Origin of the sequence: Hwanghaeella grinnelliae (assembly GCF_004005845.1) — a bacterium.
In the GTDB taxonomy this organism is placed as follows: Bacteria; Pseudomonadota; Alphaproteobacteria; order UBA8366; family Aestuariispiraceae; genus Hwanghaeella; species Hwanghaeella grinnelliae.
The window spans coordinates 292,812-315,809 of sequence record NZ_SADE01000004.1 but is presented as its reverse complement, the minus strand read 5'-3'; the positions used below and the strand labels follow the sequence as shown (position 1 = coordinate 315,809).

Here is a 22,998-nt window from a genome sequence, read left to right as displayed (position 1 = left end):
GTCAGTACATCAGGCCGAAATAGCCCTGGATCTTCTGGAACAATCGATCGGCCGCGGTTTGCCGCTCGCGCTCCATATCCTGGGGCGGCAGGCCTTCCGTCAGTTTGCGGTCGTTCAGCATTTGCCGTTCGGCAAGCGCGAGGCTCAACTGCCGGACGAGATCTTCGCTTTCTTCGAGGAACGAGCGGATGTCGTCCTTCCTGATCTGGAAGACCATTGCATCTACGCTCGGGATAACGGTCGCGGCCCGCCGCGCGCCCGTCAGCAGGGACATTTCCCCGAAGAACATGCCGGGCATCAAATGGCCAACCATCAGCCGGTCCCCGTCTTCATTGTCGATGAAGACGTCCAAATACCCTTCGCGGATAAGGAAAAGCGAATCCCCTTCTTCACCCTGCCGGACAATCGCTTCGCCTTGGATGCACAGACGCTCGCTCATCCGGCTGCGCAGCTTTTCCAATTCGTCGTCACTCATGGAATCGAACAGATGCACGTCTCGCAGGAACATGACGTCCCGCTTAATGGGGTCGTGTTCGTCGCCTTCTTGAATGGACCGGGTAAGGTCCAGCATGTCGTGCGGAACCCTGAGACCGGCGAAATGCAAGTTGCGCAGGACATTATGGGCGATCTTGTGCCGGATCGGGCCGAAATCCTCATGCCGTGGCACCCAGAAACGGACCTGCCAATTGATGCCGCGCGCCGTGTATTCCTTGACCCGGATATTCGGCGGCTGCGGGACGGCCGCCGATTCGTCCACCTGGTTGATCGCCGACAGCAAAATGCGTTCCGCTTGGTGCACGGTCACGTCATATCCCAGGACGATTTCGAATTCGGCGCGGAAATAGTTCTCGGGCCAGTTGAAATTCGTGAAAGGATGGGTGGCAAGATAGGTGTTCGGGATCACCACGCCGGTATGATTCTTGGTCTTCAGCTTGGTGGCGCGCCAGTTGATCTCGACTACCTTGCCAAGCGTTCCATCGTCGATCTGGACCCAGTCGCCGATATTGATCGGGCGTTCCAATCCCAGCGCGATACCGGTGAAGACATCGGAAATCATGTAACGCAGAGCAAATCCGATGACCGCGATGACGATCCCCGACGTGGTGACGAAGGCCGAAACCGAAACATCGAAAATGACGCTGAGCGTCAGGATCAGCGTGGTCAGCCAAACCAGGAAGGCCGTGATGTCGATTAACAGGGTCGGCACCTCGGCTTCCGCCCGCGACGCCACCCAGCCCTGCCAGAAATAATGCCGCAACGCGAAATTGATCGTCATCGCGCCCGAGATGAACAGGAAGACGCCGACGACCTGACGCAGAATGTAGAGAATGGAATCCGGCAGGTTCGGGTCCGCACCGGGAATCACATCGTGCCAGACCTCGTAAAGAACATAGAGCATCACGGTTAAGACGAACCGCGACAACAGCACAATCCCGTTGCGCCGCGCCCTTCTCTTGAGCGCTTTTTCCCGCCTATCGACCATTTTGGCTTTCCGCCGTTTCCTCCGACCGGGAATACGCTAGTACAGGAACAGGGGACCTGAAAGGGGAATGCCCCCCGGCTGGAAAAATGTACGTTGCCCGGGAAAGTGCGCGCAGCTTTCGGAAATGCCCGGGGCGTGGGGAGTTCTCCTCCCGGCGCGCAACATTCTACCCTCTGCGGGAATACCCACTGTTCCTTAGTCTCACAGGGATCAGGGTTGATTTACGATTGGGGCGGCCCCAAAATCCTTCCGGTAGAAGCGGCCATCACAAAAGGCTGTCGAACAAGACGGGGTGCGCGAGGGGCCGGACGGGTCCTTCTCCATCAAGACAACGCGGCGGGACAATCTGGTATCCGGGTATCTGTTGCCTGGGTATTTGACTTCAGGGACATTCCGCCTTTTACAATCTGGCTTATTGTTTAACGCAAGGGAGGGCATGGTATGCCGACCGTTTCCATGACGGTGAACGGCAAGTCCGTTTCGGGTGAAGTCGAAGCGCGGACGTTGCTGGTTCAGTTTATACGCGAAAATCTGGGGCTGACGGGAACGCATGTCGGTTGCGACACCAGCCAATGCGGTGCCTGCGTGGTCCATGTCGACGGCAAGTCGATGAAGTCCTGCTCCCTGCTGGCCGTCCAGGCCGACGGTGCCGAGGTCACGACCATCGAAGGCTTGGCCAATGGCGAAGAACTGCACCCGATGCAGGAAGCCTTCCGCAACAATCACGGCCTGCAGTGCGGTTTCTGCACCCCCGGCATGGTGATGAGCGCGGTGGACCTCGCCAACAACAACAAGAACCCGAGCGAGGAAGAAATCCGTGAATGGCTGGAAGGCAACATCTGTCGCTGCACCGGCTACCACAACATCGTGAAGTCCATCAAAGAGGGCGCCGCGAACATGTAACGGCGGTCCGCGGGGAAAAGACCGGAAAGGCGCCCCAGGACCTATGACGTGCATCAACGTGACGGCGACCATCGACCAGGTCCCAAGCGGGAAGCGGGTCGAACGACGTCCAGGGAGAGAGTGGTAAAATGAGCGAGACAGGCATTGGCGCTTCCGTGAAGCGTTTGGAGGATTACCGTTTCCTGACCGGACGCGGAACCTATACCGACGACATCAACCAGCCGGGACAAACCCACGCGTATATTCTGCGCAGTCCCCATGCCCATGCGACGATCAATTCGATCGACACTTCCGCCGCGGCTGCCGCGCCGGGTGTCGTCGCGATCTTCACCGGGGCTGACATGGAAGTCGGCTCCCTGCCCTGCGGCTGGCAGATCCACAACAAGGACGGTTCGCCGATGGCCGAACCCGGCCACCCGCCGCTGGCGCAAGGCAAGGTCCGCCATGTCGGGGATCAGGTTGCGGTCGTCATCGCGGAAACCCTGGCTCAGGCGCGCAGCGCGGCCGAATTGATCGAAGTCGACTATTCGGAACTTCCCGCCGTGGTCGATATGAACAAGGCCCTGGCCGGCGGCACGCTGGTCCATGACGATGTCGCCGACAACCTCTGCTACGATTGGGAGTTGGGGGACGAAGGCGAGGTCGACAAGGCGATCGCCGGCGCGCATCACGTGACCGAGATCGACATCGTCAACAACCGTCTGATCCCAAACGCCATGGAACCGCGCGCGGCGATCGGTTCGTTCGACAGGGCGACAGGGGAATACACCCTCTACACCACCAGCCAGAACCCGCATGTCATCCGGCTGCTGATGGGCGCTTTCGTGCTGCAGATTCCTGAGCACAAACTGCGCATCGTGGCGCCCGATGTCGGCGGCGGTTTCGGATCGAAGATCTATCACTACGCCGAAGAAGCCATCGTCACCTGGGCCGCACCCAAGGTCGGCCGGCCGATCAAGTGGACGGCGGACCGGTCGGAAAGCTTCATCACGGACGCCCATGGCCGCGACCACATCACCAACGTCAAGCTGGCGCTGGACGAAAGCGGCAAGTTCCTGGCGCTGAAGGTCAACACCAAGGCGAATATGGGCGCCTATCTGTCGACCTTCGCGACCTGCGTTCCCACCTATCTTTACGCCACCCTGCTGGCGGGCGTTTACACGACGCCGGTGATCTATGCCGGTGTGAAGGCGATCTTCACCAATACCACGCCGGTCGATGCCTATCGCGGCGCAGGCCGCCCGGAAGCCAGCTACCTGATTGAGCGGGTGGTGGACCGGGCCGCGCGGGAAATGGGGATTCCCCAGGATGAAATCCGCCGGAAGAACTTCATTCCGCGGGACGCCTTCCCGTATCAAACGCCGGTCGCGCTGGAATATGACAGCGGAGACTACGAGGCGACGCTCAATTCCGCGATGAAGAATGCGGATGTCGACGGTTTCGCCGCGCGCAAGGCGGCGTCGGAAGCGAAAGGCAAGCTTCGTGGCCTGGGCTATTCCACTTATGTGGAAGCCTGCGGCATCGCGCCGTCTGCGGTCGTCGGGTCGCTTGGCGCACGGGCTGGTTTGTTCGAAAGCGCGAATGTTCGAGTCAATCCAACCGGCTCCGTGACGATCTTCACCGGATCCCACAGCCACGGCCAGGGTCACGAGACGACCTTCGCGCAGTTGGTTTCGGAAACGCTCGGCCTGCCGCTCGACCAAGTCGAGATCAGCCATGGCGATACCAACAAGGTCGCCTTCGGCATGGGGACCTACGGGTCCCGTTCGCTGGCGGTCGGCGGTGAAGCGATGATGAAGGCGATGAACAAGATCATCGACAAGTCCAAGAAGATCGCGGCCCATGTGCTGGAAGCGGCGGAAGCGGATATCGAGTTCAAGGACGGCAAGTTCACCGTCGCCGGGACCGATAAGGAAATGACCTTCGGGGAAGTCGCCCTGACCGCCTATGTGCCCCACAACTTCCCGCATGACACACTGGAACCGGGGCTGGAGGAGCAGGCCTTCTACGATCCGATGAACTTCACCTATCCGGGCGGCTGCCACATCGTCGAAGTGGAAGTCGATCCCGATACCGGTGTGGTCAAGGTCGACCGGGTAACCGCCTCCGATGATGTCGGGCGCGTCATCAACCCGATGATCGTCGCCGGACAGACCCACGGGGGATTGGCCCAAGGGATCGGCCAGGCGCTGCTGGAAGGCTGCATCTATGACGATAACGGGCAACTGCTGACCGGGTCGTATATGGATTACACGATGCCCCGGGCGGACGACCTGCCAAATTTCTCAACCTCCAACGAAGTGACGCTTTGCGCACACAACTCGTTGGGTGTCAAAGGTGTCGGGGAAACCGGCGCCATCGGGTCACCGCCCGCCGTGATCAACGCGATCGTCGATGCGTTGAGCGGCCTGGGCGTCACGGACATTTCAATGCCCGCCACGCCGCAAAAGGTTTGGCAGGCAATCCAGGGCGCGAAAGCGGCCGCGGAGTAACAAGAGGCAAGCGACGTTTCGTCGAGACGTTTGTTAAGGAGAAGACAGGATGTACGACTTCAACTACCACAAACCAGGTTCGCTTGCCGATGCAGCGTCCGCCATCGCGGGCGCCGAAGACGGCAAGCTGGTCGCCGGTGGGATGACCTTGATCCCAACCATGAAGCAGCGACTGGCCGCCCCTAGCGACGTGGTCGATCTGGGCGGTATCGGTGACTTGGTCGGCATTACCGTCGGCGGCGGTACGGTCACCATCGGGGCCATGACCACCCACGGTGCCGTTGCGGCCTCAGCCGATGTAAAAGGGGCCATCCCGGCCCTGGCGGAACTGGCCGACAATATCGGCGATCCGCAAGTCCGCAACCGCGGCACCATCGGCGGTTCCATCGCCAATAACGACCCGGCGGCGGACTATCCGGCCGCCCTGGTCGCGCTTGGCGCAACCGTGGTGACGAACAAGCGCGAACTATCGGCTGAGGATTTCTTCACCGGGCTGTTCGACACCGCGTTGGACGAAGATGAAATCATCTCGTCCATCAAGTTCCCGGTTCCGGAGAAGGCCGCCTATGTAAAGTTCGCCAACCCGGCGAGCCGCTACGCCATGGTCGGCGTTTTCGTCGCCAAAGGCTCGGACGGCGTTCGCGTCGCCGTGACGGGCGCCGGCGACGACGGTGTCTTCCGTGTCACCGAGATGGAATCGGCCTTGGCCGGCAACTTCTCGCCCGATGCAGTTTCCGGCATCTCGGTATCGCCGGATGGCCTGAACAGCGACATTCACGCCAGCGCCGAATACCGCGCACACCTGATCAGCGTGATGGCCAAGCGGGCGGTAGCCGCAGCGGGCTGACCGGTCCGACAGCAGCAGTCATGGGAAAGGGCGGCTTTTTGGCCGCCCTTTTTCATTCCCGGGATGGTTCCCGGGCAGCCACATTTCCAGAAACTACAGAAGCGATTCATCTTGCGGATCGCCGGGGATATCGCGGCGATCGATGTTCCAGGCGATGCTGATGCGGTGACCGTCACCGATATGCGGCGTCACATAATGGGTCACGAAACTGGGAAACAATATCATCGCGCCCGGATTCAACGGCGGATAAACCTGCGAGGTGACAAGCCCTTTCGCCGTCGGACAGCACCGCGCGACACGCGGATCGGTGATCCCCAAGGCGCCGTTGAAATTCTGTCTGTCTTCTTCGTTCGGTGGAACAAGGTGATAAACAACGCTGACTTCCGTTCGGCGATGCCCGTGGGGACCGATGAAATCACCCTTGCGATAGACGTTGCCCCAGACATCATCGATGAATGCCGTCTCAGCGCCGGTAACCTTTTTGAACGCCGCCATGGCGCGCGCGCTCAAGAGTTTCATCGCGGGACAGTCCCAGTCGCCGATATCCCTGATCTTGGCGCCGCCGCCCCCCTCCCACCGGTTGGGTTCGTTCTCCCGGAACCGTTTTTCAGCTTCAAGAAGTTTCGGTTCCAGCACAGCGCGGATGACATCATTGTCTGGAAACACCGTGACACAGACCAACGGATCCAGGTGCTTCAGCCCAAGCCCTTTCGGCCATACCGACACCGCATGCGGGCCGATATGCATTTTCTGGTCGGATCTGGCTTCGGTCATCAGGCCTGATTTTTAAGGATGCACTTTGATCACGGTTTCGTGAGTGAACCGGGCAATGCTTCCCTGGTCAAGCGCCTTCTGTTTATTAACCCTATGTAATAAAAGAAAAATTCTATATATTGCGGCGCAAACAGCTAATAAGGAGGATAAACAGGCCCATCCGCGCAAAGCCATATGCAGTGCGCCACAGGTTTGTTTACCAATGGTTTCGGATTACGAAAATTGGCCGCCAATTGCCCCTAGGGCCGCCAATACCGCATTTTATATGGAAAGATTCAGGGTTTGCTGCCCGGCGGCTTCCAAAGCCGCATGCTCGCTCAATGTCGGCAAGGGTAGATCAAGCTGTTCGAAAGTCACGTCGTCCACGCCCTGCACTTCGTTTGATGGAACGGGCGGCTTGTCGAAAAGCCGTACGGTGGTGCTTCGCTTGCATCGAAGAACCTGACCGCCCAGTACAGGCTCGTCAGTCCATTCGACAAGCGGACGCAGTTCCGACCAAACGGCCATCGGAACCACTAAAGTCAGCGTGGCATTCCCATGCTGGGCATGCAGATGCATGCTGCCCGTATCCTGCACCGTATGGAATACGGTTGCCCCTGCAATCAATTCCAGCGCTTCCTGCGCCAGCGTCGACAACGCTCTTTTGACCCTTACCATCCCGGCACCATTCTGGTTCTCCCCACCCGTCAGACGTCTTCCCGGCAGGAAACCGCGAAAGAAATCTTAACCAGCGCCGCCGATATCGGCGGCCAGCGGAATCACCATACCCGAATCGATTCGTTCGCCAAACCTTTTTTCAGAAATGGCATAAGAGTCAGTTAGTTAAAGCTTTTTTCTCTTACAACAGCCGAACGGGCGCCTTCGATCGTCTCGACGATCACTTGGTTTCCGTCATGCCAATGGCTTCTATCAATCATGCCGATCGCCACATTTGTCTCGAAATCCGGCGACCATGCGGCGGATGTGATCTGCCCTATCCGGACACCATCCGCCACGACCGGCCACTCACCCGCACATGGCGGCAGTGCCGGTCCTTCGATGGCAAGGCTGCGGATCATTCTGAGCGGACCTTGGTCCCGTTCCCGCAACAAGGCGTCGCGCCCGATACTGGTCTCCGCAGTGTCCAGATCGCAGAATTTGCCGAGCCCGCATTCAAAGGGCGAATTCTCACGCGTCATATCGTTGCCGTAGGAGAGAAGTCCGGATTCAACCCGCTCAATTATGTTCGGGCCGCCGGCCCGCACGTCGAGGTCGATACCGGCCGCGAACAACGCATCCCAAATCGGCTCGCCCAGGTCGGACCCTTCAACATAAATTTCAAAACCGCCCTGCTTCGAATATCCCGAGCGCGCGATCCGCAGCTCACGCCCGGCATATTCGAATACGCCGAACCGGAAAAACCGGATGTCCCGCACCGCGTCACCGAAAATACGCGCCATCAGTGTATCCGATTGCGGTCCCTGCACCGCCAGGGGCGATACATCGGGTTCATTCACGTCCACATCGAAGCGCGCGCCAATCGCAAGGCCCTTAACCCAAAGAAGAAGGTCGCTATCGGCCAGCGATATCCAGTAGCGATCATCAGCCAGTTTTAGGGCGACCGGGTCGTTCAGCATTCCGCCCCGTTCATCGACCACGGGAATGTACCGGCACTGTCCGACATCCATCGATTCCAGGTCGCGCGGCGTCAACATCCGCATCAACCGCTTGGCGTCGGGGCCGACGATCTCGACCTGGCGCTCACACGCCACATCCCAGATCTGCACCTTTTGCTTCAGGTGCCGGCAGTCTTCCTCAGCCGACTGGAACATCGTCGGCAAGCGCATGTGGTTATAAACGGTATAAGCCTGCACGCCCGCGGCATCGACGCGGCGGCTGAACGGCGTCACACGCAGACGCCGGGAAAGCGATAGATATGGCGACATCGCACCCACTCCGAAATAAACGTATCACAACCGTCTTCGGAGCCAGGCGGTCTCTGACGATCTGCGCTAACAAATCTCGGAAAGTCGCTCTTATTCAAATCACGAATGCGACATTGGATTTCTATATTAGCGACAAGCTATCGACGGGGCGCCCTGCGGTGAGTTTTTCTGACCCTAACGGCGATACAACTTGGAAAGGACAAACAGCTGGGCACCAGGTGTCACGGAGCCGTCATCAAAGCTTCATTTGCTCATTTCAATATCTCTTGAAATAAGGCTTTTATGGATACGCACACCGCCGTCACGAAACTTGGCGCTTTAGCGCATATGCATCGGCTGAATGCCTTTCGGCTGCTGATAGAAACCGGGCCGAACGGTTTAGCGGCTGGGGACCTCGCGGCGCAGCTCGGCCTGACCGGGCCCAATATGTCTTTTCACCTGCGATTGCTGGAGAAGGCCGATCTGGTTCAATCCAGCCGCGACCACCGGAATGTTTTCTATGCGGTGGACGTCGCCGGAGTACGGGCGCTTCTCGCCTATCTTTCCGAGGATTGCTGTAACGGTCGCCCGGAACTGTGCGGCATTCAAGTCAAAGCCGGCGGGCCCACCACGGCTGCGGTTAAATCTGACAGGGTCTTTCAAGGAAAAGCGAAATGAACCAACGACATTTCAATGTCCTGTTCCTATGCACCGGGAATTCCATACGCAGCATCATGGCCGAAGCCATCCTCAATCGCGAAGGTGCAGGCCAATTCACAGGGTTCAGCGCAGGTAGCCACCCCGCCGGCGAAGTGGATCACCGCGCCCTGGTGCTGCTCAAGACCCTCAACCACCCCACGGACGAGTGCCGCTCCAAATCCTGGGACGAATTCGCCAAACCCGATGCACCCGCATTGGATTTCGTTTTCACCGTCTGTGACACGGCCGCCGACGAGGTTTGCCCGGTATGGCCAGGACAACCGATGACCGCGCATTGGGGCGTACCTGACCCGAAATATCATGATGGGCCAGAAGCCGAAGTCGCCGCCGCCTTCGCTGACACCTACCGGATGCTGGCGAGCCGTATTTCGATATTCGTCAATTTGCCGATCGCATCCCTCGACAGGATGACCCTTCAGAAGCGATTGGACGACATTGGCAAACAGGGATGATGACGGGATTTTCGAATTTGGATTACTTGCCGTGTCCCCTGTCCGCCCGCGGATTTCGCCCGAAGAACTCACGATAGCTCTTCGCGAAATGAGAGGCGGAGACGAAGCCGCTGGCCAAGGCGACCTCCAGGATCGGCAGCGTTGTCTGGCGCAGCAACAATTGGGCCTTATGCATGCGAAGCGAAAAATAATACTTCCTGGGCGTTGAGCGCAGATATTTCTGGAACAGACGCTCCAACTGCCGGGTGGACAGGCGAACGGCGGCGGCGATCTCATTCCGGTTCAAAGGCGCTTCGAGATTCTCCTCCATCAAACCGATGGCCGCCAATAGCTTCGGATGACTGACCCCTATGCGGGCCCGGAGATCCATGCGCTGATCTTCATGCGGCTGTCGGATCTGTTTGACCAGGAACCAATCCGTGACCCGCGTGGCGACGTTGTGGCCAAGCTGTTGCTCGATCAAATGCAACATCATGTCCATCGCGGCCGTACCGCCGGCACAGGTTACGACGGGCCCGTCGATTTCGAACAATTCTGATGAAATGTCCAAATGCGGGAAGTCTTCGCGAAACCCGTCCGCATGTTCCCAATGAATGGTCGCCTGGCGGCCATCCAGAATACCCGCCTTGGCGAAAATATAGGACGCAGCCGAAACGCCGATAACCGTAACCCCGCGGCGAACAATACGGCGCAGCCAATTGATCGTGTTCGGGCAATGCGCGCTTTCCGCATGCAGTCCTGCCACGACAACAACGGCATCGAAATCGTCACCGCCCACTGCCGCGTCCGGCACGACCGTCAATCCACTGCTGCTGACCACCGGTTGGCCGTCTTCGGACAGCAAGACCCAGTCAAAGACCTTTTTTTCGGTTTGCAGATTGACGGCGCGGAGCGGTTCCAATGACGAGGCAAACCCCATCAGCGGAAAGTGTTCTACAAGGACGAACCCGAAACGCTGCGGCAGTTTCTCGGGCAATGCGTCAAACAAGGTCATGGGCGCCGCTTTTTAATAGGGGTCCTGAACCTAAAACCATACCGTGTTGACATGGTCGGACAAGCGGTTTCAACCAACGCCGTAAGGAATTGATGGGGAAGAAACTATCGTCTGGGGAGGGGGGCCTGGCCTAGGGCTCGCCGTCGCCGATCTCTTCACGCCGTAGCCGGATATAGGCATCCAGCGCTTCCACGCGGGCGGGATCCATCGCTGGTTGCTGATAGCCGGCGAGAACCTGTTGCCAAACAGCGGTCGCGCGCTCGGTCGCCGATTGACCGCCCGCCTCCTCCCACGCCTGGCTGTTGCGCCAGTCGGACAGGATCGGCTGGTAGAACGCCGTATCATACCGCGCCATCGTGTGCGGCGAGCCGAAGAAATGCCCCCCCGGCGCGACATCGGCGATGGCATCCAGGCCAAGCGCGGCATCGGACGTGTCGATCGGGCTCAACAGACCCATCATGTGCTGCACCAGTTCCACATCCAGCACGATCTTCTCAAAGGACGCGACAAGCCCGCCTTCCAGCCACCCGACCGCATGGTAGATCAGGTTGCCGTGGCCGAAGACTGCACCGGTCAGCGCCATTTCCGTCTCATAGGCGGCCTGCGCGTCCACCGTGTTCGACGCATTGCAGGCGCTTGTTCTGTGCGGCAGCCCATAGCGCCGCGCAAGCTGCGCGCCCGCCATATTGGCCTTTGCGTTTTCCGGCGTGCCGAAAGTCGGCGCGCCGGACCGCATATCGACATTCGAGGTGAAGGCCCCATAGACCACCGGCGCGCCGGGCCGAACCAATTGGGTCAGCGTGATGCCAAGCAGCGCTTCCGCGTTCTGCTGCGCCAGCGCGGCCGCCATGGTGACCGGCGTCATCGCCCCCATCAGGGTGAAGGGGGTGACGATCGTGGCCTGATTGTGCCGCGCCAGCATCATTGCCCCATGGGCCATTTCCAGGTCCAGCTTGCGCGGCGAATTGATATTGATGTTGCCGATGACGGACGGGTCGTCTTGTAGCGCCGCCGCCGGCAAGCCGCGCACAATCGCCACCATCTCAATCAGATCTCGGATCCGCCCGCCGCCGATCGGCACACCGCTGATGACTTTGTCGGTCAGCGTCAGCGCCGCGCGATAGGTGTCCAGATGGCGATTGTTGGGCGGCAGCTCGATCGGCGGGGCGACCTGGTTGCCCATGAAGTGCACGCAGTTGAAGCTTTGCGCGAATTTCATCAGCTTCTCGAAATCCGCCATGTTTCCCGCGCGGCGGCCATTGATGCGGTCATGCACATTGGGGGCGCCGGAAACGAACCCGAAATTGATCCGGTTGCCGCCGACCGTGATGGCGTGGTCGAGATTGCGGGGTGTCAGGGTGAAAGACGATGGCGCGGTCGCCAGCGCCTGCTCAACGATACCGCGATCCAGGCGGACGATCCCCGAGCTTTCATCCACGCTGGCGCCCGCGTCCCGGAAAAGCGCCTGTACGTCCTCTCCCATCACCTCGATGCCCAGGTTCTCAAGGATATTGAGGGAGGCCTGATGAATCGCCTCCACCTGATCCGCGCTCAAGGGTTCCATCGGGGGATACGGGTTATCTACCCGTTGCCAGGGCAATTGCGGCACAACCCCATGGCCCTGTTTTTGCCGCCGTTCCCGCCTCGACGCACGCGCCATCCTGTCGTCTCCCTCCCTGCCGCGCCCGAGAGGCCGGGGCGGCGCACAAAGTTTTCACAACCTTGCGCGCCGGTGCGGGACAAGTTGTGTGGAAAACGACCCTTTTTGGCCGCTTAGCCGAAAGAATAGGTTTCGGTCAGGTGCACGGAGAACAGGTTAAGTAACTGCAATAATTTAATATTTATCGATCTTTGGCGCATTATCGCCGATCTCGTAATAACGACCTTTGTCTGCCACGAAAATATGCTTGCCGACAGTCAGGCCGCTGTCGTCGTCAAGACAACCCGCGGCGATCGCAATCCCTTCTTCGTCGTTCATGCGATAAAACAGGCTGGAGCCGCAATGTTTGCAGAAGCCCCGCTTCGCGAAATCCGAGGAGGCAAACCAGACGAGCCCCTCATCCTCCGTAAAGGCGACATCCTCAAACTTCGCGTTGGTCGAGGCCCAGATATGCCCGCTGGTGCGGCGGCATTGACCGCAATGACACACAGTCACCGTATCCCTGACGGACGGGACTTCGAACTTGACCTTCCCACACTCGCATCCACCGGTGATCATTCAATCCATCCTTGTTATTTAAGAACCGAGGGCCGCACCCTATGCCATCATGCGCGCCCGTCGAGATGTCCTTGCGACATCAGTTTGCTGACTTCGCCATCCGGCATCGCGTCGGCCGCATAGGTAAATGTTCCGTCCTCCAGGACTTCCTGTGCCGCGCGTTTCAAGGCCCCCAAGGCGGCGCGCGCGAAGGAACCGCCGACGCTGATCCGACGCACCCCCGCATCGGAAAGGGCGTCTACGCTGTACGACCCGCCTTGCAGACCCATTACCACGTTGACCGGCTTGTCCACTTCCCGGCAGACCGTCGCGATCGCATCGATATCGGGCAGGCCCGGCGCGTAGAGCACGTCCGCCCCCGCTTCCGAGAACGCCTGCAACCGCTTGATCGTATCCTTCAGGTCCGGCCTTCCCCACAGATAGTTTTCCGCGCGCGCAGTCAGCAGGAAAGGCAAGCCGGCGCTGGTTTCAGCCGCGGCCGCGACCCGGTCTTTCGCCGCACCGATATCGAAGATCGGGTCTTCCGGATTTCCCGTCGCGTCCTCGATCGATCCGCCGACGAGCCCGACCCCGGCCGCCATCCTGATTGTCTCCGCACAGACCTCCGGCGACGCACCGAAGCCGTCCTCCAGATCGGCGGAGACCGGAAGGTCGGTTGCGTCCACGATGTTCTTGGCATTTTCGAGCAATTCCGCCCGGCTCAACCCGGCGAATGAGTCCCGGCGACCGACGGAAAACGCATAGCCCGCACTTGTGGTCGCAAGCGCCTTGAATCCCATCGCGGTCAAAATCCGCGCCGATCCAGCATCCCACGGGTTCGGAATCACAAAGGCGGTGTCGCCGTCATGCAGTGATTTGAAAAGCTCGTATTTTTCCACCGTGCCCGACATCTCATTCCCTTTTTCTTCTCACCCACAAAAAGAACAATAAGAGAACAAAAAGGGTCGTGCAAGTCTCCCCAGGTCGCCCCGATCAGGGGTCCAACGCGGCTGCTTCGGCTCTCGCGGCGTCGGCTTTCGCGGTGTGGCGCCGCTTTTCGGATTCGCGGATGGCGATATAGGTCGACCCGCCGAAAATCATCAGCCCGCCGATCCAGGTGAACAGGTCGGGGACCTCGCTGAAGATGAAATACCCGAATACCGACGCCCAGATCAGTTTCAGGAAGTCGAGCGGCATAACCTCACTTGTATCGCCCAGGCGCAATGCCTCGGTCATCGACCATTGTGCGATGGCGCCAACAAGGCCGACCCCCGCTAGCCAGGCAAGCTGTTCCCATGTCGGCCAAACCCAGACATAGAGCGCCGGACCGAGCGAAAGCGGCGTCATGATCAGGCCCATATAGAGCGTGATGGTCAGGCTGGATTCGGTCCGCCCCAGCACCTTGATCACCATTAGCGCCAAGGCCCACAGGCCGGAGGACAGCAGCACGGCCAGCATGCCGTAGTCGAGTTCGATGATGCCGGGCCGGATGATGACCAGTGCACCGGCGAAACCGATCACGATCGCCGCCCAACGGCGGGCCCTAACAACTTCCCCCAGGAGCAACATTGCCAGCGTGGTGGCGAAGATCGGCGCGCTGAATCCCAGGGCGGAAACGGTCGCCAAGGGCGTCACCGACAAAGCGTAGAAAAAAGCGAGCATGGCCCCGATATTGAGCACCCCGCGCAGGGTGAGCAGACCAATACGTTTTGTCTTCAGCGGGGTGAAACCGTAGCGCAGGAACATCGGCGTAAGGGCCACGACCGCGAAGAAATTCCGGAAAAAAGCGACCTCGAAGACAGGCACTTCCTGGGTGATATGTCGGACGAGGGTGTGCATCGTCGCAAAAGCAACGGTGCCGAACACCATCCATGACATGGCCCGCGCAGTCTGGCCCGGGGCACGTCCCACCGATTTGGTCGTCATATAATACCGGATCCAATCCACCAACGGCACGGCCCAACGGCTGTGCACACTCTCACTTTCGTACAGACAGCTTTAGGCATTGGCGATAGGCCGGGCGGCATAACTGTTATGAAAATCACGATCGCCCGCCCAGGACCGCGGCGCAGTCAGGGGACTCTTGGCCCCTAGTTCGGAATCGCGAGCGGCGCTTCGACCGGTCCGGCCAGTTCTTCCAGCTTCGCGATCAACCCGTCGACGCCCTGGCGGGCCAGGATCGCCTGGAAATCGTCATGCTGCGTTTTCAGGATGCTTACATTTGCGACCAGCGCGTCGATGATCACGAAGCCGAAGAAGCTTTTATCCTTGCGGCGGATGCGCAAGCCGACCTTCTTCTGATCCGGCCCCGGCTTGCCGAGCAGCAGTTTTACCAGATAGTCCCCGCCATAGGGACGGACCTGTTCGATCTCGAACCCGCCGGCCCAGGTCTGTCCCGATGTGAAGTCGTAGACGGACAGGAAAAGTTCGCGGTAGAGGGCTTGATAATTCTCGTATTGTTCCGGTGTCATCTGGTCCTTGTAGTTACCGACGACGAAACGGGACATGACGTCGAAATCGACGATGAAACCCAACATGCCGCGGAACTTTTCAAGCCGTTCCGCCATGCTCTGTTCCTTGCGCCCCATCAGCAGGCTGCTGTTCTGGCGCAATTCCGCCATCATCGTTTGCGCCTTTTCAATCGCGGCGCGGGCGGCTTCGTCGTCGGTCATCAGGGACCGGTTCTGCACCGCCTTGGCCGCGCCGGGCTTCTTCAACTCGAACAGCCGGTTCTTGGCCAGGGAGCCGAAAATGCCTTCCTCCGAATACCGGTCGAGATAAGCCTGGAAGTCGGATGCGCTGTTACTGGCCTGGATCGACTGCCAAAAGACGACCTCGTCGTCCACCGCATTCCCCGTCGATTGCCCGCCGGCCGGCGGCAGCGCGGCCAGTTTGACCCGTTCCGGCTGCCCACCGACGCCGCCGGCGAAACTGAAAGCGCCGGTGAGGCTGGAGCTTTCCCACGGGACCTGCTCCTCATTCGTCTTTTCCATGACGCGGACGCGGACCTGCTTGAACGCTTCCTCGACCGACAGGCCCGGCGTCCGCATGGCGCGCGCAAGCGCGAAGGTATAGGGGCTGTTGCGTCCCTCCCCATCCGTGGCGACGCGGCCGGGCGAGGTCGAATAGGCGATCAGGGTCCCGCTCGGCGCGTCCATGCGGGCCAAGCCCTGGTTCGCGGAACGGTAGGAAGCTTCAAAGGGATTGTTCCGGCAGGCATCCAGGACGACGATGTTCAGGCGGTTGCCCGCCTCCTCCATCGCCTGCAGGACGGTTTCGGCCCGGACACTTTCGATATCGACATCCTTTTCGCGCTTCACCGTCGCATCGACCGGCATCAGATAGTTCGACCCATTCGCCTGGATGCCATGGCCGCTGTAGTAGAACAGGCCGACCGTGTCCGGACCCTTGCCCACAAGCACGTCCCCGAAATCGACGACCGCGCGCTTCATGTCCTTTTGGTCCAGGTCGTAATATTCGAAGACCGTGAAACCCACTGCCCGCAACGACTCTGAGATCAATTGCGCGTCGCTGAGCGGGTTTCTGAGCGGACTGGTATTCGTATAGGCGCTGTTGCCGATGACCAGCGCGATCCGCTCTTCCGCCCGTGCATCCCCGCCGAACACAGCCTGCACGGCGGCGAAACCAAGGAACACGGTGACCAAAACCAGGTAACGCATTGCAATACCACATGTTATTCCGCGAATTTCCCCAACGGTACCAAGGAAGGGCCAATTTTGACCAGTGATGATTCGCACAAGGCATGCTTTCACCGCCCCAGCGGAAAAACAGGCGCGACGAAGCCTCTATGGCACTTCCCGCGCCGGGGCGGTAGAACGCCATCAGTCTTTCAATCGCTGCAATGGGAGGAACGACGTGACCGTCACCATCTATCATAACCCGCGCTGCTCGAAATCGCGCCAGACCTTGACCCTGCTGCAGGACAAGGGGATCGAGCCGGAAATCGTCGAATACCTGAAGACCCCTCCCGGCGCGGACGAGATCGCGGATGTTCTGAAAAAATTGGGCATCGAGGCGCGCGCCCTGATGCGCACCAAGGAAACCGTCTACAAAGAATTGGGCCTTTCCCAAGTCGATGACGAAAAGGCGCTGATCAAGGCCATGGCGGAAAACCCGGTCCTGATCGAACGTCCGGTCGTCATCAAGGGATCGAAAGCCGCCATTGGACGGCCGCCGGAACAGGTTCTGGAGATCCTCTGAGATGTCGGACCCGCTGCTTTACGAACAAGACGGCCATGTGGTCACGCTGACCTTCAACCGTCCTGAGGAGTTGAACGCCTTTTCCGATAGCACCATGGTCGAGGCCTTCATCGCCGCCGTCGAACGGATCAAGTCGGACGATCAGGTCCGGGCCGTCGTGCTGACCGGGACCGGCAAGGCGTTTTCCGCCGGCGGCAACGTCAAGCATATGCGGGACAAGACCGACATGTTCGAAGGCGGCCCGTCCGAGATCCGCGACGCCTATCTGAAGGGCGTACTGCGCGTGCCGCCGCTTTTCTACGGGTTGGATATACCGACCATCGCGGCGGTCAACGGCCCCTGCTATGGCGCGGCGGTCGACCTTGTCTGCATGTGCGATATCCGCATAGCGTCGCCCGAAGCGTCATTCGGCCTGCCCTTCGTCAATATCGGCATCGCGCCGGGCGACGGCGCGGCTTGGTTCCTGCCGCGCATCGTCGGCAATGCGGCGGCGGCGGAACTGCTGTTGACCGGTGAGCCGGCAAGCGCCGCCAAGGCGAAGGAGATCGGGCTGGTCAGCAAAATCCTGCCGCGCCCGGGTCTTGTCGCCGAAGCGCAACGCATCGCACAACGGATCGCCAGCCGCGCGCCCATCGCCGTCCGCTTCGCCAAACGCTTGATGCGCGAGGGCCAGCACCAATCCCTGGCCACGCATCTGGAAATGTGCGCCGCCTATCAAGGCATCGCCCATACATCCGAAGACCACCACGAAGCCCTGGCCGCCTTCTTCGAAAAACGCGAACCGGTTTTCACCGGTAAATAGCCACTTGTCCCCACCGTTGCCCTGCTGAACCACGGGTCGCGGTTTGGAAAGTCGTGCGTGCGGCAAAATAAGTCGCAGGGGCGCAGTCTCGATAAGCGCTTCGTACTAGCGTTCCCCCATGGTGATCGGTGTGCCGTTCACCAAAAGGATCGCTTATCTCAAAAATCAAAATTTGCGCCGCGCTAGAAGCGGCCTCATGCCGGTAGGGGAAAACAATGGCAAAGTCCGATATCGAGATTGCCCGCGAAGCATCCATGAAGCCGATCACCGAGATCGGCACCAAGATCGACATTCCGACCGATGCTTTGCTGCAGTTCGGCCCGAGCAAGGCGAAGGTCAGTTTCGACTTTCTGGAAGGCCTGGAAAGCAAGCCCGACGGCAAGTTGATCCTGGTCACCGCGATCACCCCGACACCCGCCGGCGAAGGCAAAACCACGACAACGGTGGGGCTGGGCGACGGTCTGAACGCTATCGGCAAGAAGGCGATGATCTGCCTGCGCGAACCCTCGCTCGGTCCCTGTTTCGGGGTCAAGGGTGGTGCGGCCGGCGGCGGTTACGCCCAGGTCGTGCCGATGGAAGACATCAACCTTCACTTCACCGGCGATTTTCACGCCATCACCTCGGCGCACAACCTGCTGTCGGCTCTGATCGACAACCACATCTATTGGGGCAACAGCCTGGGCTTCGACGAACGCCGGGTCGCTTGGCGCCGCGTCATGGACATGAACGACCGGGCCCTGCGCGACACGGTTGTTTCCCTGGGCGGTGTAGCCAACGGTTTCCCGCGCCAGACCGGTTTCGACATCACGGTCGCGTCCGAAGTCATGGCGATCTTCTGCCTGGCCAATGGATTGAAGGACCTCGAGCGCCGGTTGGGCGCGATCGTCGTCGGTTATACCCGCGACCGCGAGCCGATTTATGCCCGTGACCTGAAGGCTGAAGGCCCGATGACCGTTCTGCTGAAGGACGCGTTGATGCCGAATCTGGTGCAGACGCTGGAAAACAACCCAGCCTTCATCCATGGCGGCCCCTTCGCCAACATCGCCCATGGCTGCAACACCGTCAGCGCGACCAAGGCCGCCCTGAAACTGGTCGATTACACCGTGACCGAAGCCGGTTTCGGCGCCGATCTGGGAGCCGAGAAATTCTTCGACATCAAATGCCGTAAGGCGGGGTTGAGCCCGGATGCGGCCGTGATCGTGGCCACCATCCGCGCCCTGAAGATGCATGGCGGCGTGGCCAAGGACAAACTGGGCGAAGAGAATGTCGAAGCGGTGAAGAAAGGCCTGGAAAACCTGGGCCGCCATATCCGCAATGTCGGCCAGTTCGGCGTTCCGGCTGTGGTCGCCATCAACCGCTTCACCTTGGACACGGATGCGGAACTGGCGGCGGTTCAGGAATACGTCACGCAGTTCGGCGTCGAAGCCATCGAGTGCAATCACTGGGCCGAAGGGTCGAAAGGCACGGAAGCCCTGGCGACCAAGGTTGTCGCGCTTTGCGAAAACGGCGGCGCCCAGTTCCGCACGCTCTATGAAGACGACATGGGCCTGTTCCAGAAGATCAATACGATCTGCAGGAACATCTACGGCGCGGAAGAAGCCATCGCCGACAAGAAGGTCCGCGACCAGTTGGCACAATGGGAAGAAGCCGGCTATGGCCACCTGCCCGTCTGTATGGCGAAGACGCAGTACAGCTTCTCCACCGATCCGAACCTGAAGGGGGCGCCGACCAATCACGTGGTGCCGGTACGCGAGGTTCGCCTGTCGGCCGGGGCGGAATTCATCGTGGCAATCTGTGGCGAGGTCATGACCATGCCGGGCCTGCCGCGCACGCCGGCTGCCAATTCCATCCATTTGGACGATGCAGGGCTGGTACAGGGACTGTTCTAAACCGCCCCACTAATCAGTAATTCAAATCGATTGTTCGAAATCGGTGCGGTCCCGGGCATTTTAAGTGCCGGGGCTCGCGCCGATTTTCGTTTTGCGGTAGGGATGGAGCATGCGTTTTAATCTGTCCCGACTTCTTGCCGCCTTTCTGCTGGTGGCCGCTGTTTCAAGCGGGGCGCGTGCCCAAAACCTGCCCCCCTTGGAATTTCCCGCCGATTGCCGGATCGGCGGTGACTGCTGGATTCTGTCCTTCGTCGACTTGGACAGCAGTCCAACCTATCAGGATCACCATTGCGGCCCCCGAACCTATGAAGGGCACAAGGGGACGGACATCGCCCTCATCGACGCTTTCAACGCCGCCAAGACCGTGCCCATCCGGGCCGCCGCGGGCGGTACGATTACGGGCGTGCGCGACGGCGTCCCCGACAACAAGCTGGGCGACGACATTCCGGACCAACAGGGCCGTGAATGCGGCAACGGCGTCCGCATCGACCATGGCGGCGGCTGGTTCACCCAATATTGTCATCTGAAATTGGGAAGCATTCGGGTATCGTCGAAACAAACGGTCGAGGCAGGCGACGTCCTGGGCCTGATCGGCAATTCCGGCCTCAGCGAGACGCCGCACTTGCATTTCCAATTGAGCCACGGCACCGATATCGTCGATCCCTTCAACGGTCACAGCGCATCCTCCCCGCCCGATTGCGGGCGCGGCACGTCGCTTTGGTCGGAAGACGCGCTGGCCATGTTCGGCGATTACGACCCCACCTTTATCCGACATGCCGGATTCGCGGTGACGGTGCCCACCTTGAAGAGCGTTCAGAAAACACCGCCGCAAACGGAACTGCCGGGCAACAGGTCCGCGCTTGTTCTCTACGCGGTCATCTATGGCTTGCCGGAAGGCAGCAGCATCCAGTTCACGGTTACCGGCCCGCAGGGTGACGTGCTGATTACGACCAGCCAAACCATCCCCCGCAACAAGGCCCGCCAATTTCAGTATGCGGGAAAGAAGACGCCACCCGGCGGTTGGCCCCCTGGCGACTATACGGGCGTTATCAGCGTTTTCCTGCCACCGCCATTTGAGGGACAGATGCCCAGTAAGCGCACCGTGGTAACGCTGAAATAGCCCGTTCGCGATACCCCATGTCTTTGCAAGATGGTATGTTTCCAGCCGCACGACGCACGGCTTAACAGCGCCTTCGGAGTTGCCGTCACGCGATATGAAGATAAACTGCGCCACGTGCTTTAGGCAGCACTAAACTTTGTGGCACAATGACCGCTTGAACCGCCGGGCACCACTAGGACCAGACCTTTGGCATCAGTTGAGAAAAACACGGAAATCGTGCGTGGCGCGACACTGACGGAACAGGTCTATGCAGAGCTGCGCCAGCGGCTGTTGCAGGGTCAACTGAAACCGGGGGAGCGGATTACCGCGCGTAGCTTAAGCCGGTCGATGGGGGTCAGCCTGACACCGGCACGGGATGCCATAGCCCGATTGGTCCGGGAAGGCGCTATTGAAGTCTCTGAAACACATATGTTTTCTGTCCCCGTCTTGCGGAAGGAGCGCTATCGGTCGATCAGCCAGATCCGCATATCGCTGGAACCCATGGCCGCAAGACTAGCGGTTGAGACGGCCGGAAAACCCCTTGCAGACAAGCTGGAGGAACTGAACGAAGCCATGCGTGGCGGTATCGAACGGCAGGAGTTCGATGATTCGCTTCGCTACGATTCCGAGTTTCACTTCAGCCTTTACCATGCCGCGGAAAAACCGGATCTGGAACGTATCATCGACGGGTTGTGGGTGCTGACCGGGCCGACGCGCACGAAGCTTCCGATTGAGTATCGGCAAGGTCTGAACGGTTATAACAACCATGTGAAAATCATAAAGGCTGTCCGCCGCGGCGATGCCGAAGCGGTTGGAGACACGATCGCGAGCGACATCGCGAATGGGTCGGAGATGATCGCCGTCCTGTTGGATTGACAGCGACCCTCCCCATTCTCCTAATCCCCGATATGCCCGGTCAATAGGTCGCTTCGATCGTGGCTTTGTCGACCGATCCGGCCATGACCTTTTCGGTCGCCCAAGATAGATCGGCCAGATATTCCTCACGCGGGGCATCATGCAGCAGCGACATCATGGAATGGAATCCCTTCGGACTTCGCGTCAGGCCGGGAAGCCAGCCGCGTTCGTTCATCAACTCCGCCACGGCGAAGACATCAACGTCATCCCTTGTGTAGTTGATGATAGAAAAGTCGGGCTTCGCGATCATCCGAAAGCCGGCCTTCTCAACCCCTTCGACATAAGCATCGATCATCGATGACAGGTTCTTTGCCACGCGGCAGTAACCGCTTTCACCCAAATGGTTCAACACGGCCCAGGACGCGGCAACGGCGCCGCCCGGCCGCGTACCGGCCAAGGTCGCGGTAACGAAACGGCCGTTGGGCCAAGCATCGGCATCAAACTTCGCGCGTTCCAGGTCCTCGGTATCGCGATAGAACACGGTCGAGGCGGGTTTCGGACAGAAGCCGAACTTGTGCAGGTCGGCCGATATTGATTTCACGCCAGGAAAACGGAAGTCGAAGTCGGGCGTCGACCGCCCGATCCGCGTGAACCACGGGGCGAGCCACCCGCCGACACAGGCATCCACATGCAGCCAGACACCCGCATCCAGGGCCAGGTCAGACAATTCATCGATCCGGTCCACGACACCATGCGGGAAACAAGGGGCGGAACCGACAATGGCGATGGTCCTGTCATCGATCAGGGGACGAAGGCTGTCAGCGCCGATCCGTTTGTCATCGCCGGCCGGACCGCGCCGTATTTCGATATCCATCGCCGCGGCGGCTTTGTCGAAGCCAGGATGCGCGGTGATTCCCATGACCAGGTTCAGTTTGTCCTCACCCGGCCGGAACCCTTTCTCGGCACGCAATTTGTCGCGGGCTGCCTTCATGGCCAGGAAGATGCTCTCGCTTCCCCCCGTGGTGAAAACCCCTTCACCGCTATCCGGCGCGGAGAACAGGGATAGCCCGTAGTCGAGAATATCCCGTTCCATTCCACCAATACTGTGAAAGGCGCGTTTTCCACCCAGGGCATTCTCGGTAAAGAATTCAAAGAAGGCCTTCTTGCCGACCTCATAGGTCTCTTCGTCGCAATAGAAGACGAACAGCGGCGTGCGGCCATTGCGCCAGTCGATATCGCCTTTCGTCCGGCTTTTCATTTCTGTCTTCAGGTCTTCCCATCCGCGTCCGCCCGTTGGAAAAGACATGCGCTGCCGTGTCATTTTGTTGCCTCCAAAAAAATATCGTTATTCGGACGGCCGCTTGCA

General features: G+C 59.8%; 21 protein-coding genes. 10 read left to right on the top strand and 11 right to left on the bottom strand.

Annotation, left to right across the window (positions count from 1 at the left end; all coding sequences use genetic code 11):
- Position 1 precedes the first annotated feature (1 nt).
- The gene (locus tag EOI86_RS22360) at positions 2-1,483 is read right to left on the bottom strand and encodes a mechanosensitive ion channel family protein (RefSeq protein ID WP_127767909.1); all 1,482 of its coding nucleotides are present in this window, start codon (positions 1,481-1,483) and stop codon (positions 2-4) included.
- Positions 1,484-1,924: 441 nt separating this feature from the next.
- On the opposite strand from EOI86_RS22360, the gene EOI86_RS22355 reads away from it, so the two are divergent.
- From EOI86_RS22355 to EOI86_RS22345, 3 genes are all read left to right on the top strand, one after another.
- Entirely contained in the window at positions 1,925-2,386 is a 462-nt protein-coding gene (locus EOI86_RS22355; protein WP_127767908.1) for a (2Fe-2S)-binding protein, read from the top strand.
- A gap of 128 nt (positions 2,387-2,514) precedes the next feature.
- The gene (locus EOI86_RS22350; RefSeq protein WP_127767907.1) at positions 2,515-4,878 is read left to right on the top strand and encodes a xanthine dehydrogenase family protein molybdopterin-binding subunit; all 2,364 of its coding nucleotides are present in this window, start codon (positions 2,515-2,517) and stop codon (positions 4,876-4,878) included.
- Between the two features lie 49 nt (positions 4,879-4,927).
- On the top strand, positions 4,928-5,725 hold the full coding sequence (locus EOI86_RS22345; RefSeq protein ID WP_127767906.1) for an FAD binding domain-containing protein: 798 nt from the start codon (positions 4,928-4,930) through the stop codon (positions 5,723-5,725).
- A 93-nt stretch (positions 5,726-5,818) separates the two neighbouring features.
- Here EOI86_RS22345 and EOI86_RS22340 read toward each other — a convergent pair whose 3' ends face one another.
- The 3 genes from EOI86_RS22340 to EOI86_RS22330 form a co-directional block, all read right to left on the bottom strand.
- Complete coding sequence (locus EOI86_RS22340; RefSeq protein ID WP_127767905.1) at positions 5,819-6,499, bottom strand: putative 2OG-Fe(II) oxygenase; 681 nt, start codon at positions 6,497-6,499, stop codon at positions 5,819-5,821.
- A gap of 261 nt (positions 6,500-6,760) precedes the next feature.
- Positions 6,761-7,156 carry a hypothetical protein gene (locus tag EOI86_RS22335; protein ID WP_127767904.1) on the bottom strand — a complete coding sequence of 132 codons (396 nt, stop codon included), beginning with the start codon at positions 7,154-7,156 and terminating at the stop codon, positions 6,761-6,763.
- 161 nt (positions 7,157-7,317) lie between these two features.
- A complete protein-coding gene (locus EOI86_RS22330; protein ID WP_127767903.1) occupies positions 7,318-8,424 on the bottom strand; it encodes a dimethylsulfoniopropionate demethylase in 1,107 nt (368 codons plus the stop codon).
- 282 nt (positions 8,425-8,706) lie between these two features.
- Between EOI86_RS22330 and EOI86_RS22325 the strand changes: the two genes are divergently transcribed.
- Together EOI86_RS22325 and EOI86_RS22320 are read left to right on the top strand one after the other, a co-directional pair.
- A complete protein-coding gene (locus EOI86_RS22325; protein WP_127767902.1) occupies positions 8,707-9,081 on the top strand; it encodes an ArsR/SmtB family transcription factor in 375 nt (124 codons plus the stop codon).
- Positions 9,078-9,575: an arsenate reductase ArsC gene (locus EOI86_RS22320; RefSeq protein WP_127767901.1), complete on the top strand. Its 498-nt coding sequence runs from the start codon at positions 9,078-9,080 to the stop codon at positions 9,573-9,575. Before EOI86_RS22325 ends, EOI86_RS22320 begins: the two co-directional genes overlap by 4 nt.
- Before the next feature lie 22 nt (positions 9,576-9,597).
- Here the strand turns inward: EOI86_RS22320 and EOI86_RS22315 are convergent, their stop codons facing one another.
- The 6 genes from EOI86_RS22315 to EOI86_RS22290 all read right to left on the bottom strand — a co-directional run bounded on the left by EOI86_RS22315 (position 9,598) and on the right by EOI86_RS22290 (position 16,446).
- Positions 9,598-10,569, bottom strand: coding sequence for a GlxA family transcriptional regulator (locus EOI86_RS22315; protein WP_127767900.1), 972 nt, complete (start codon positions 10,567-10,569; stop codon positions 9,598-9,600).
- A gap of 130 nt (positions 10,570-10,699) precedes the next feature.
- Entirely contained in the window at positions 10,700-12,229 is a 1,530-nt protein-coding gene (locus tag EOI86_RS22310; protein WP_127767899.1) for a trimethylamine methyltransferase family protein, read from the bottom strand.
- A 174-nt stretch (positions 12,230-12,403) separates the two neighbouring features.
- Complete coding sequence (locus EOI86_RS22305; protein ID WP_127767898.1) at positions 12,404-12,787, bottom strand: GFA family protein; 384 nt, start codon at positions 12,785-12,787, stop codon at positions 12,404-12,406.
- A gap of 47 nt (positions 12,788-12,834) precedes the next feature.
- Positions 12,835-13,677 carry an isocitrate lyase/PEP mutase family protein gene (locus EOI86_RS22300; RefSeq protein ID WP_127767897.1) on the bottom strand — a complete coding sequence of 281 codons (843 nt, stop codon included), beginning with the start codon at positions 13,675-13,677 and terminating at the stop codon, positions 12,835-12,837.
- An 82-nt stretch (positions 13,678-13,759) separates the two neighbouring features.
- Positions 13,760-14,692 (bottom strand): DMT family transporter, encoded by a 933-nt coding sequence (locus tag EOI86_RS22295; protein ID WP_240035787.1) that lies wholly within the window; start codon positions 14,690-14,692, stop codon positions 13,760-13,762.
- 164 nt (positions 14,693-14,856) lie between these two features.
- Positions 14,857-16,446, bottom strand: coding sequence for a caspase family protein (locus EOI86_RS22290; RefSeq protein WP_127767896.1), 1,590 nt, complete (start codon positions 16,444-16,446; stop codon positions 14,857-14,859).
- A 196-nt stretch (positions 16,447-16,642) separates the two neighbouring features.
- On the opposite strand from EOI86_RS22290, the gene arsC reads away from it, so the two are divergent.
- From arsC to EOI86_RS22265, 5 genes are all read left to right on the top strand, one after another.
- The gene (arsC, locus tag EOI86_RS22285; protein ID WP_193555806.1) at positions 16,643-16,987 is read left to right on the top strand and encodes an arsenate reductase (glutaredoxin); all 345 of its coding nucleotides are present in this window, start codon (positions 16,643-16,645) and stop codon (positions 16,985-16,987) included.
- A gap of 1 nt (position 16,988) precedes the next feature.
- Positions 16,989-17,789, top strand: coding sequence for a crotonase/enoyl-CoA hydratase family protein (locus EOI86_RS22280; protein WP_127767895.1), 801 nt, complete (start codon positions 16,989-16,991; stop codon positions 17,787-17,789).
- Positions 17,790-18,004: 215 nt separating this feature from the next.
- A complete protein-coding gene (locus EOI86_RS22275; protein WP_127767894.1) occupies positions 18,005-19,678 on the top strand; it encodes a formate--tetrahydrofolate ligase in 1,674 nt (557 codons plus the stop codon).
- A 109-nt stretch (positions 19,679-19,787) separates the two neighbouring features.
- On the top strand, positions 19,788-20,798 hold the full coding sequence (locus tag EOI86_RS22270; RefSeq protein ID WP_127767893.1) for a M23 family metallopeptidase: 1,011 nt from the start codon (positions 19,788-19,790) through the stop codon (positions 20,796-20,798).
- A gap of 186 nt (positions 20,799-20,984) precedes the next feature.
- Positions 20,985-21,653, top strand: a complete 669-nt coding sequence (locus tag EOI86_RS22265) for a GntR family transcriptional regulator (protein ID WP_127767892.1) — start codon at positions 20,985-20,987, stop codon at positions 21,651-21,653.
- 40 nt (positions 21,654-21,693) lie between these two features.
- On the opposite strand, the gene EOI86_RS22260 is transcribed toward EOI86_RS22265, so the two are convergent.
- Entirely contained in the window at positions 21,694-22,953 is a 1,260-nt protein-coding gene (locus tag EOI86_RS22260; RefSeq protein ID WP_127767891.1) for a pyridoxal phosphate-dependent decarboxylase family protein, read from the bottom strand.
- Positions 22,954-22,998 lie beyond the last annotated feature (45 nt).